The following is an 8,549-nucleotide window of genomic DNA, read 5'->3' as shown; positions in this document are numbered from 1 at the left end:
GGCCGGGACGGTCCCCGCTGGGGGTGTCGTCGAAGGGGGTGGGGCAGTCCGGGCGGAAGGCGAACGTCGCGCTGTGGTAGCGCTGGTCGAATCCGCGGTAGGGCCGGGTGCCGGGCCGCCCGTACGGGTCGGCCTCCACGAGGGACAGCCGGTAGCGGGAGGTGTCGCCGGCCCCGTCGAGGGTGACGTAGAGCCGGTCGTCGAGTTCCGGGTCCTCCTCGCGTTCGACGCTGACGTCGACGGCCGTGATGCCGGTGATCCGCCGGCCGCCGTCGATCCGCACGTTCTCCGGGCCGAGGCCGTGCGGGGCCTTGCCGAGGAAGGTGACGGTGAGCAGCAGCCCGTCGTCGCTGACCTCGACGGCGTCGATCCCGTTGAGCTGCGCGGCCCGCACCTTGGCGCGGCGGGACACGGTGGCGCCTGTCATGCGGCGGCCCTCCCTTCGAAGACGTCCTCACGCCGCACGCCGTCGGCCCGTACGACGTACGACAACCGGACGCGTACGACGGTGTCCTCACCGGTGATGTCGAGGTCGTCCACCTCGATGAGATCGCCGAGCCAGCGCTGGAGGGCGGCGTGCACGGACAGCTCCAGGGTGCTGAGGATCTCCGGGCTGTTCTGCGCGAAGACCAGGTCGAGGAGGCCGCAGCCGAAGTCGGGGCGCATCACCCGCTCCCCGGGGCTGGTGAACAGCAGCTGCTCGATCAGGTCGTAGACGTGCTCGCCGGGCCGGGCGTGCGCGGTACGGCCGCGGCGGTCGGCGCGGAAGGGGAAGGCGATGTCGCTGCGGGGGCTCGCGCCGCTGCGCGGACTCATGCCGCTGTAGGGACTCATCGGACGGTGACCTTTCGCTGCGCGGCCTGGACGACGGGCACTCCTTGCGGGACGAGGGCCGCCGTGAGGCACTGGGCGGCGGAGGTGTCGAGCAGCACGGGCACGCCCGCGACGGTGACGCCGGTGTCGTGGGCGCTCCAGCGGACCGCGACACAGGGCGTGGGCACGTTGTCGACGGTGTGCGGGCAGCCGGTGACGGCGTAGGTGTGCGCGGCCGTGACGACGGCGGCGCCCGCGAGCCGCACTGCGTCCGCGGGTGAGGTGGTGGTGGCGACGCGGCCGCCGTGCGGGCAGCCGATCACGGCTTCGGCGTCGAGCAGAGTCCCGGACACTTGATTCGTCCCCCGTCTTCGTCTCTCGCTGTTCTCGTTGGGCGCGTCAGGTGTTCTACCGCTTGGCGAGCACGGTCAACTGGCCCTCGTTGATGGTCACTTCACGTCCGCGCAGCACGACCTCGGCGCCCGCGCCGGTGGCGATGACCACGGCGTCGCGGGTGATGCGGATGTACGCCCCGCCCTGGGCCTGGAGCAGGATCCCCTGCTCGTCGCCGGGGGCGTCGTTCAGCACGATCTTGTGTGCGCGCGGTGTCTGTACGACGACCGGCTTGTCCGGCCCGCCGGCCCGGAGCGCGTCGCGGGCGTCGGGCGGCAGCTCGTCCTCGGCGCCGTACCAGCACCCCGTCCACACCGGGAAGCTGGGATCGCCCTGCTCGAACTCCACCCACACGCCGGTGCCGGGCGGCGGCACCACGAACTGTCCCGACCGCGGCCCGGTGAACGGCAGGCAGGGCAGCGCCCAGGTGGACGGCTCCTCGCCGAGCACGTCCGGGACCTCGACGGTGATGCGTCCGATGCGCAGGGGGTCGTCGTTGCTGAGGACCTTGCCGCGGAACTTGCCGAGGTAGCGATTGCTGGGTGCCGCCATGGTGGGGTGCTCCTGATACGGGTGGTCTGTCGGGTGGTGTCAGGGCCGGACGTGGTCGCTCCGGGCTTCCAGGCCCTCCCGGGAGAGGGTGAAGTTCTGCTGGTACGAGCCGGGGCGCAGGTTGTGCGTCACGGACTTCACGTAGTAGTCGCCGTCGTACGCCCGTCCCGCGCCGCGCACCCCGACGAGCTGCCGGGGCTGGAGGATGTAGCCGTGCCGGTTGACGTCGAGCGAACCGGACCCGGAGACGACATCGGCGGAGACGGCGGCACGTGCGAGCAGCTCCGCCTCGGCCTGAGCGCGCTGCTGTTTCGCGGTGCCGGTGAGGGTGCGGCGCTTGAGGGCCGGGGTGGGGCGCTTGCCGAGCGGCGGACGCAGCGGACTGATGGACGGCTGCGGCAGCAGCGACGCGTGCCGGTTCTCCGGGTTCTGCCAGCGCGCCTGCGGCTCCTCGCGGGCCGTCCCGTCGTAGGCGAAGGTGAGCTGGTCGACGGTGGACTGGGCGTCCATGTTGACGTTGAGGGCGTGCTGCCGGACACCGAGCCGGACCTCCGGGCCCCAGCGGGCGGAGGACTGCCCCGGGGCGGGACCGGGCTCCAGGTAGAAGGTGTAGCCGTTGGCGCGGGCCAGCTCGGTGACGTACTGGAGATCGGTGCCCGTCTGGTAGTGCACCCGCAGGTCCTGGTGCGGGGGCTGGGCGATCTTCTCCTTGTACACGTCCGGCCGGATGCCGTAGTCGGAGTACCGGCGCAGAATGGCCAGCACGCGCTCCCAGGGCGGCAGATTGGGATAGCCGGCGGTGCGCTCCTCCAGATCCATCAGCAGGGTCAGGTCCTCCCCCGTGACGGTGAGGGTCGAGTGACCGGGCTGATTGCTGGCACCGACCTCCTGCCGCACGACGAGCCCGTCGAAGAGCACGTCGGGCGTGCCCTTCACACTCACGGTGACGACGACCCGCGTCTTCGGATCGAAGAACCCCTCGGGCAGCAGCCGCCGGTTGATGAGCCCGTTCTTGGTGAGGTCGAAGGCGAGCTGGAACCCGCTCCGCTCCCCCGCGGTCGCCGTGATCTGCGCGGAGAGCAGAGCCTCGGTGACCTCGGCGGGCACGGGCCGCACCAGCTGGGGCCCCATGAGGAGCGTGACATGAACGGGGCCCTGCCCCACGGGCACGTCAAACACGCCGGTCCCCCCGGGGGAACCCGCCGGCGAGGGGAACGCGTACGGTCTGCCCGGCCTCCCCCGTCAACTCAGCGGGATCGAGTACGGGATTGGCGTCGGCGATCCGCCACCACTGCCCCGGGTCCCCGAAGTACCGCTGCGCGAGCAGATCGGGCCGCTCCCCGGCGGCGACGGTGTGCGCGTGGGTATCCTCCGGGTCGTCGGGGAGGGGAGGCAGTAAGCGCCGCTTGGCGTACCGGACTTCGGTGCCGTCGTCCATCCGGTGGATGCCGATCTCGGCGTCGTGGTAGCGGCTGGTGCGGGGATAGGGGTGGGCCCCGGGGATGGCGTCCAGGGCACTCTCGTACGACTCGATGTCGGCCATGACTGTCGGTCTCATCCCCTTCCGGTCCGGGTTGCGGTGACGAAGCCGGCGGCCCCGGCGAGCCCGAGCGACCCGATCCCGCCCCCGCGCGCACCGGCGGCGAGCCGCTCCTTCTGGGCGAGGTGGGCCATGTAGAGATCGGCACCGCGATGCCCGGCGGGCAGGTCGCTGACGGTGAGGATCTTCATGCCGATGCTGAGCGAGGCCCGGATCGGGTTGAGGTTCACGTCGAACGCGGACTCGTTGATGGACAGTTCGGTGAGCCGCACCGGCATGACGCGCTTGCTGCCCCAGGTGAAGAGGGTGAGGGGCATCTCGATCGGGCTGATCTCGATGACGCCCTTCTGGGACAGGCGCATCACCTCGCGGAGCTTCGCGGTGGTCGGCTGCACCAGCATTTCCAGGGTGGCGAGCTGTGGATGAATCCCGTCGGGCGCCGCGACCTCGAACTGATCGGTCGCATCGATCTCGGCGGTGAACTTCCACGTCTCCTGCGCGGGCCCCTTGAGCCGCAGCGCCTCGTTCCGGTCCCCGCTACCGGTACCGCCGGCTCCGGTGTCCCCACTGTCCCCGGCGGACTGCGGGGCCACGCTGCGCTCCAGGGTGTCCGGGTTGAACTGGAGCACGATGACGCGTTGGGGGGTGCCGGTCTCGGGGTTGACCACGACGATGCCGGAGCGGATGGGTTTGGGGATGTCGGCGTAGCGGGTCACAGGCGGGCCTCCAGGCGGTTCCTCAGCGGCGTGTAGTCGTACTGGGGAAATACGGACGGAAAAACCTCGAGCATGCTCCGGAGGTTGTCCGCATGAGCACGAAACCCGGTGTCACGCAGAGAGGCATCGACAAACAACATCTGCCAGCCGAAAGCGCCCTTGGTCATACGCAGGGCGTCCAGGTAGCCGCAATAGTCGAGCTCCATCTTGAGGAAGCCCTGGGTGTTGTCGTTCTCATCGAACAGATATCTGTCCTGGTACCAGAGCTCGAGGTTCTCTTTGTGCGGCTCGATCCGGATGAACGTTGCCTCGCCGGTCGCCCTTTGCGGGGCCGAGTCGATCATTCGCAGGCTGGCCAGTAGCTCACGCTCGCTTTCGGAGGCCAGGTCGTTGCAGAGCGGCGGGTCTTCGATCAGAGCCAGGTACACGTGCCGTAGGAAGAACTCTCCGTAGAGGTCGCGCTCGGGACCTCGGAATGACCATGCGCAGGAGAGGGACGCGAACCGCAAGGCGCACTTCTTGAGCTCGGCGCTGAGCACCACGCCCGTCCAGTTCGGATCGGTCTCCGACAGGGGATCGAATCTGGCCAGCGGAAAGGTGATGTCCTCCTGCTCGTGTTCCACGTCGAAGAGCTCGCTTCGAGTGAGGTCGGCGATCGATTCGACCTGCGCTTCTTCGCTTTCCGTAAGTGATTGCATCGCGGCTCGCCTTCATGTCCGGTCGAGGGGGTGGCTGCGGAACTTACCTCTTGAAGCGCAGCCGTCGCTGACCCCTCAGTCTCGCAAGGTGACGCTCTATCTTCTCCAGCTTGAAGCGCGGTTGGTACGCCTTGATGCGATTAATCATCTCGACTTCGTTCTCGAAGCGCTTCTGGGAACGCAGCAGCAAAATGGCCCGCATGTGCCTGTCGTTCGCCCCTAGGGCGAGTTTGAGGCGGTAGGTGTCCTGTTCGTCGTTCACCCGGCACACGGGTCCTGCCGAACTGGTCGGCGGTGTCTCCATGCCGGAGATCGAGACTTGGGTCACCGCGGGCTGAGCGTCCCAGTGGGTCTCACTCGCGCCACTGACGTCGGGCTTCTTCTTGTACTTGCCCCACGCTGTGTTCAGGCGGCTCGGGAAGCCCTCGATGACATCTCCGTTGGCGAGCACCTGCCGCGGATGGTAAGCAATGTCGACCTGGTACCAGACGATCTTTTGCCCGCCCTTGTCGACCCAGCGCCCCGCAGGCCCCTCGGTCACCCTGAGCTTCATGTTCTGATAGTGCCGTGCCGGAACGAGGTTCTGGTTCTTCACATTGCCCCCCAGTTCGTAGGGCAGCAGGTGAGTCCGGTCCCATCGCTCGCTGTCCGTGAGGTTGGTCAGGCTGTTCAGATAGCGGAAACCCAGTGGTTCCGGTGAGCGTCTGGTCTTACGGTCCTGCTCAGCCAGGGCAAATTTCTTGTTGATGTATTCGGATTTGAAACTCGAGGCCAGCTTGTTGTCCTCGAACTTTGGTGACTTCACTGGAGGCAGCTTCGGGTCTCGATGGGTTCTCGTCAGCCAGTCCACCGGTGTCGTCTTGTCGCCCTTGTCGGAGCCGTCGACGTCATAGCCTTCCTCCGGTCCCTGCCATCCGTTGATCACGTTGCGGGTCGGATTCAGCGTGGCCAGGATCTCGAAGTTGGGGGGGTGACTGCGCGCGAGATCGGTCAGGCGATACCACCGCCGCATCGCTTCCAGCGCCGCCAGGTGGTGGTCCCGTTGCACACCGTTCCGCAGCATCCGCTCTTCGACAGGCCGGATCCGGTCGACGATCCTGCGAAGGCGATCGTTCTTCTGGTCCGGCGAGTTCTCGTCCCTCTTCCTGTCCTCGCGCGGAGGGCGTTTACTCCTCCGCGGGTCCTTCCTTTCGTCTTTCCGCGGCCTCTTCAGGTCTTTGCCGTCGTCGCCCCTCTTCGGCCCCCGGTCATCTTCCTCGGGCTTCCTGCCGTCCCTGTCGTCCCGCCCGTCCCGGTCGGGCCTGAGGGTGCCCTCACGCTGCGGCCGGTCGGGGCCCTGGGTCCTGTCCTTGCCCGAGGTCATGTCAGCGCCCTTCGAGAGCTGGGGGGCCTGGTCGGCAGGGCGGGCTGGAGCGGGACGATCCTCGTCGCGCGGCCGGGACGGCGTGGTGCGACCGGGTCGAGTGCGCTCGGTCGCGGGCCCAGCCGGACGGGCGTCGGGGCGGTCACGGCTGTCGGGGCGGCCGGGGCCCGCTGAGGGACGGCCGGCAGCCGGGCCGCTCGGGCGTGGGCGGCCCGTGCCCGGCGCGGCGGTCCTGGGCTTGCCCGGGGCGGGGACGGGAGTCTTCGGGGCGACAGCCGTTCCCGTCGGACGGCGCGGCGGGGATCCGTCGGCGCCTGGCCGCTGCGGCCGGGGCTGCCGTCGCGGGCCGGTCTTCCGATCGACCGTGTCGTCGGAGGCGCCCGCGGTCGGCTGCCTCCCATCACCCCTTCCATCCTTGCCCAGCCGCGCAGCGATGTCCTTGAAGCGCCGGCCCACCTTCGCCACGTACTTGCCGATGCCGCTCAGCAGGGCCTCGTAGGCGAGTTCCAGCAAGGCCACGATGCCTGCCGCCACCGCCTTGGCGAAGAGGATGCCCGCGCCGCCGGTGCGGACTGCCTTCAGCCAGTCGAGGACCGCGCCCATCGCGCGCAGGATCTCGCCGAGCGCGCCGATGGCCGTGCGGATGGCGTCGATCACCGCCATCACCCAGCCGGCGCCGGGGATGAGTTTGGCGATGACCTTCGTGATGACGATCTCGCCGATGATCAGCGGGAGTTGGGGGACGATGGCGTCCCACGTCTCCTTGACGATCTGTTCGAGGGTGATGCCGCCCTTGAGGAGCTTGTCGAAGACGGCCTTCGGGATGCCGAGGATTTCCTCGATCTTGGACTGGAACCAGGCCTTGACCGCCGACTTGACCTCGCGGAACAGGTGGTTCTTGGCGCCGTCCACGGCGGAGTTCTTCGCGCCGCTCAGCCAGCCGCCGGGGTCGGAGAGGAAGTCCACGGCGATGAGCATGAAGTCGCCGAGGGCGCTCAGCATGCCGGCGGCGAACTGGAGAATGCCCTTCACCGTGTCGACGACGGCCTTGAGGACGTCCAGCAGCGCCTTCTTCAGGATGTCCAGGATGCTGCTCAGGAGCTTGCCGAGGGCGTTCAGCAGATCCGTGATCATCTGCTTCAGCATCTGGGAGAGGCGGTTGACGAGGGCGATCGCCGCCTGGATCAGGCTCGTGACGAGGTTGCGGATGCGCTTCGCCAGGTCGATGACCGCCCGGACCATCGTCTTGGCGAACTCGATCAGGTCCTTGATGAAGTTCTTGATCGCGTCGACGATGTTCTTGCGGGCCTCGTCGATCCAGCGGGTGACCGTGTCCTTGAAGGTGCGGATGAAGCCGATCACCGCGTTCCGCGCCGCGCGGATGACCCGCACGATCGCGTTCTTGATCTCGATGACCTTCTGCTTGATCCAGTCGAAGGCCTTCGTGACCCAGTTGCCCGAGTCCTCGGCGGCGGTGTTCTTCTTCTGGTCGGCCTCCCGCTCGGCCCGGTCCGCCTCGTCCTGGATCTTCTTGTCGCTGCCCTCCTTCTCCTTGTCGACGTTGTCGTCTGTCTTCTTCTCCTCGTCCTCGACGTCCTGGCGGACCTTCTCGCGCCGGTCGGTCTTCTTGTCGCCGAGGCTCTTCAGTTCCTGGTCCTGCTCGGCCCGCCAGTCCTCGCGCTGGGCGGTGACCTCGGCCATCGCCTTCTCGCGTTCGCCCGTCTGCGCCTCGGTGTTGGTGGCGATCTCGGCGTCGACCTGCTGCTTGTGCTTCGCCTGCGAGTCGCGGAAGTCGCGGTCCTTGGCCTGACGGCTCTCGGACATGCCCTTCTGGCCCTCGCTGAACGCGGCCCGGAACTGCGGACCGCGTTCGTGTTCGGCGACTTCGGAGGCGGCCTCCGGCGGTACTGCGCCGGTAGCACCGCCCCCGGCCCCGACTCCCTGCCCGCCGCCGCCCTGCCGGCCCGGCACCTTCGCGGTCAGCTGCTCCTTGGGCGCGTCCGGGTAGACCTGGTCCTCGCCCATCCCGCGCCCGGCGTCGTCCCGCGCGGTCCCCAGGGTCTCCTGGCCCTTCGCGTCGACGTGGCCGTCCTGCTCGCTCGCCGCCTGACCTGCGGCGCCCTGCATCTGCACGCCCGGCGCGTTGCCCGCCTGCGCCTGCTTGAGAGCCTCGTCCTTCGTCGGCAGTCCGGCGAACTTGGCCGCCAGTTTCTGCGGGTCCACGACGGGCTTGTCGGCGCCGAAGAGGCTCGCCACGCCGTTCACGAGCTTGCCGCCGATGAAGCCCAGCGCCATCGCGAACGAGTCCCAGGCGCCCGGCTCCTCGGCCTTCTCCGCCTCGATCTGGCCCTCGGGCTCCTTGGCGCCCTCGACCTGGGCGTCCTCCCGCTCCGGCTCCGCCGCCTGCTGCGCCGGCTCCTGCGAGTACTGCGCGGGGGCGTCCGTCCTCGGCTTGCCCCGCAGGGTCTGCGGGG

Annotated in this window: 9 protein-coding genes and 1 pseudogene; 1 reads left to right on the top strand and 9 read right to left on the bottom strand. The window is 68.8% G+C overall.

Features of this window, described 5'->3' with window-relative positions; all coding sequences use genetic code 11:
- From CCN42_RS27765 to CCN42_RS27725, 9 genes and pseudogenes are all read right to left on the bottom strand, one after another.
- Positions 1 to 427 (bottom strand): annotated as a pseudogene (locus CCN42_RS27765) (putative baseplate assembly protein); the annotation flags it as partial.
- Positions 424 to 816 (bottom strand): GPW/gp25 family protein, encoded by a 393-nt coding sequence (locus CCN42_RS27760; RefSeq protein WP_086739705.1) that lies wholly within the window; start codon positions 814 to 816, stop codon positions 424 to 426. The pseudogene CCN42_RS27765 and the gene CCN42_RS27760, both read right to left, overlap by 4 nt.
- A gap of 14 nt (positions 817 to 830) precedes the next feature.
- On the bottom strand, positions 831 to 1,166 hold the full coding sequence (locus CCN42_RS27755; RefSeq protein WP_086739703.1) for a hypothetical protein: 336 nt from the start codon (positions 1,164 to 1,166) through the stop codon (positions 831 to 833).
- A 55-nt stretch (positions 1,167 to 1,221) separates the two neighbouring features.
- Positions 1,222 to 1,758 (bottom strand): phage baseplate assembly protein V, encoded by a 537-nt coding sequence (locus CCN42_RS27750; protein ID WP_086739701.1) that lies wholly within the window; start codon positions 1,756 to 1,758, stop codon positions 1,222 to 1,224.
- Positions 1,759 to 1,797: 39 nt separating this feature from the next.
- Positions 1,798 to 2,937: a hypothetical protein gene (locus CCN42_RS27745; protein WP_086739699.1), complete on the bottom strand. Its 1,140-nt coding sequence runs from the start codon at positions 2,935 to 2,937 to the stop codon at positions 1,798 to 1,800.
- On the bottom strand, positions 2,930 to 3,301 hold the full coding sequence (locus CCN42_RS27740) for a LysM peptidoglycan-binding domain-containing protein (RefSeq protein ID WP_086739697.1): 372 nt from the start codon (positions 3,299 to 3,301) through the stop codon (positions 2,930 to 2,932). The genes CCN42_RS27745 and CCN42_RS27740 overlap by 8 nt, the downstream gene beginning before the upstream one ends.
- Positions 3,302 to 3,312: 11 nt before the next feature.
- Positions 3,313 to 4,014, bottom strand: coding sequence for a hypothetical protein (locus CCN42_RS27735; protein ID WP_086739695.1), 702 nt, complete (start codon positions 4,012 to 4,014; stop codon positions 3,313 to 3,315).
- The gene (locus tag CCN42_RS27730; RefSeq protein ID WP_086739693.1) at positions 4,011 to 4,712 is read right to left on the bottom strand and encodes a hypothetical protein; all 702 of its coding nucleotides are present in this window, start codon (positions 4,710 to 4,712) and stop codon (positions 4,011 to 4,013) included. Before CCN42_RS27730 ends, CCN42_RS27735 begins: the two co-directional genes overlap by 4 nt.
- Before the next feature lie 43 nt (positions 4,713 to 4,755).
- A complete protein-coding gene (locus tag CCN42_RS27725) occupies positions 4,756 to 8,370 on the bottom strand; it encodes a hypothetical protein (protein WP_211294814.1) in 3,615 nt (1,204 codons plus the stop codon).
- On the opposite strand from CCN42_RS27725, the gene CCN42_RS43850 reads away from it, so the two are divergent.
- On the top strand, positions 8,354 to 8,549 hold a 196-nt coding region (locus CCN42_RS43850), incomplete at its 3' end, for a hypothetical protein (RefSeq protein ID WP_211294813.1). The two genes, CCN42_RS27725 and CCN42_RS43850, sit on opposite strands and share 17 nt — an antisense overlap.

Origin of the sequence: Streptomyces glaucescens, from assembly GCF_002154375.1 — a bacterium.
Classification (GTDB): Bacteria; Actinomycetota; Actinomycetes; order Streptomycetales; family Streptomycetaceae; genus Streptomyces; species Streptomyces glaucescens.
This window is presented reverse-complemented; position numbering and strand designations above follow the sequence as displayed.

What these genes read in the sequence shown, in the direction of transcription:
- CCN42_RS27760 (WP_086739705.1), bottom strand. Translation starts at nt 816, where the DNA reads ATGAGTCCGCGCAGCGGCGCGAGCCCCCGCAGCGACATCGCCTTCCCC.
- CCN42_RS27750 (WP_086739701.1), bottom strand. Translation starts at nt 1,758, where the DNA reads ATGGCGGCACCCAGCAATCGCTACCTCGGCAAGTTCCGCGGCAAGGTC.
- CCN42_RS27740 (WP_086739697.1), bottom strand. Translation starts at nt 3,301, where the DNA reads ATGGCCGACATCGAGTCGTACGAGAGTGCCCTGGACGCCATCCCCGGG.
- CCN42_RS27730 (WP_086739693.1), bottom strand. Translation starts at nt 4,712, where the DNA reads ATGCAATCACTTACGGAAAGCGAAGAAGCGCAGGTCGAATCGATCGCC.
- CCN42_RS27725 (WP_211294814.1), bottom strand. Translation starts at nt 8,370, where the DNA reads ATGGCGCTGGGCTTCATCGGCGGCAAGCTCGTGAACGGCGTGGCGAGC.